The sequence below is a fragment of the Subdoligranulum sp. APC924/74 genome (assembly GCF_003324125.1).
Classification (GTDB): Bacteria; Bacillota; Clostridia; order Oscillospirales; family Ruminococcaceae; genus Gemmiger; species Gemmiger qucibialis.
This window is the reverse complement of sequence record NZ_PSQF01000184.1, coordinates 1-1,557: the sequence shown is the minus strand read 5'-3', so window position 1 is coordinate 1,557 and position 1,557 is coordinate 1. Positions and strand designations below refer to the sequence as shown.

At 44.3% G+C, this 1,557-nt stretch carries 3 protein-coding genes and 1 pseudogene; all 4 read left to right on the top strand.

Annotation, left to right across the window (positions count from 1 at the left end; translation table 11 throughout):
- Nucleotides 1-36: 36 nt before the first annotated feature.
- Complete coding sequence (locus C4885_RS16095; protein ID WP_114001300.1) at nucleotides 37-354, top strand: hypothetical protein; 318 nt, start codon at nucleotides 37-39, stop codon at nucleotides 352-354.
- A gap of 80 nt (nucleotides 355-434) precedes the next feature.
- Nucleotides 435-752, top strand: a complete 318-nt coding sequence (locus tag C4885_RS16090) for a hypothetical protein (protein ID WP_114001299.1) — start codon at nucleotides 435-437, stop codon at nucleotides 750-752.
- Nucleotides 753-754: 2 nt separating this feature from the next.
- Nucleotides 755-1,321, top strand: a complete 567-nt coding sequence (locus C4885_RS16085) for a DUF3267 domain-containing protein (RefSeq protein ID WP_158538938.1) — start codon at nucleotides 755-757, stop codon at nucleotides 1,319-1,321.
- Between the two features lie 111 nt (nucleotides 1,322-1,432).
- Nucleotides 1,433-1,557 (top strand): annotated as a pseudogene (locus C4885_RS17160) (DUF3847 domain-containing protein); the annotation flags it as partial.

The following is a 1,557-nucleotide window of genomic DNA, read 5'->3' as shown; positions in this document are numbered from 1 at the left end:
CCCTATTGCGTAACAGGGGCGCAGAAAGGAGAGTTTATGAGAACAGGGCTTACGAAGCAGGAAAAGACCACCGATATATGGTTTGACGAGAAAGACCCCCTTATCCATATTCGCACCCACAACACCGACTTAAAGAAGCGGCTTGCCGCCTACGCCGGACAGCACCCCGACCAGTGCCGCCAGACCGACGCAGACCTCGAAACGGGCTGCATGGAGTTTGAAATCCGCAAGGGGCGGTTCTCTTTCCGTCTGACCGCCCCATACAACGAGGAACGCCGCAGGGCGGCAAGCGAAGCGGCGAAAAAGTGCGGCGTTCATAGAAAAGTTGCAAATCTGTATGAAAGCATTGGTTGAAAAGACCTCTGACCGCATGATATAATCATATTGGATAAGTTTAACCATTTCATTAAGCTAAAATGAGAGGAGTGATGGTCATGACTCAGTATTGCAACAGATGTTGCCTGCCATTTGACGGTGAGTGCTGCCCCGTATGCGGGAGAAAAAACGCCAAGCAGATAGGGCCGAATGATTTATGCTTCCTCACCGAGAAAGAGCAGCTTTGGAGTGGTATGCTGGCGGATGTGTTAAACCAACAGAAAATACCGTTTGTTCAGAAAAATGTATTTGGCGCAGGTATGGCGATGAAAATAGGATTGATGAACGAAAGGATTCGTTTTTATGTTTTCTACGGTCATCTTGCTGAGGCAAAGATGATTGTGGATGAATTGTTCTCGCCGTTAAGTGAGGAATGACAATGAAGATTAAATGGATTGGAAAGTATGACGGAAAAAATCTTCCTACTGTTGATGTCGGAACTGGTGCAAAAGAACTGCCGGAAGTAACAAGCAAGTCCGCAATCATACTTATTCCAATTGTTCTTTTGTTTGCTTGTTGTGTTTATATCAAAAAAACTTATCTTGGAGGGGTCGCATTTTCAAGAGTTGATTGGATGATAGGTCTTGTGATTGCGTTACTTTTCTTCCCAGTTCATGAACTCATCCATGCCGTAAGTTTTCCAGCGGGTAGTGAAGTCATTATGTTCTACACGACGCAGGGACTTGGAACGACATGTACATCACCGATGACAAGAAATAGGTTTATCGTGGTTAATATACTTCCATCGCTAATTTTAGGTGTTGTTCCGCTAATTGCATATATGATTGTTCCAAGCACTTATGCTTTTGCAAGCACTGTTCTCTGTGTTTTCAGCCTTGTTCATGTGGGGACTGGGTATGTTGACTATCTGAATATTGTGCACTTGTTAAGACTTCCTGCGGATTCAAAAATTCAAATTTCTGGAGCAAAGATATACTGGATGTAAGTTAAGATACTGAAATTCTAAAATTGTAAACCACCTATTGAGGGCAGCTATTTTCGTACAGAAAACGGCTGCTCTTTTCTTTTAGCCATAAGCAGAAAGGAGCGACCAACTATGACAAAGCCAAGAGAGAAAACCCGCGAGGAGCTGCAAGCCGAGATCGAGGACGGAAAGAAGAAAATCCGGCAGTTTGAGAACCGGGAAAAGATGTTGCGTCAAAAGCTATCCAAAGAGGAACG

Coding starts and splice junctions, on each gene's coding strand:
- C4885_RS16095 (WP_114001300.1), top strand. CDS start 37: ATGAGAACAGGGCTTACGAAGCAGGAAAAGACCACCGATATATGGTTT.
- C4885_RS16090 (WP_114001299.1), top strand. CDS start 435: ATGACTCAGTATTGCAACAGATGTTGCCTGCCATTTGACGGTGAGTGC.
- C4885_RS16085 (WP_158538938.1), top strand. CDS start 755: ATGAAGATTAAATGGATTGGAAAGTATGACGGAAAAAATCTTCCTACT.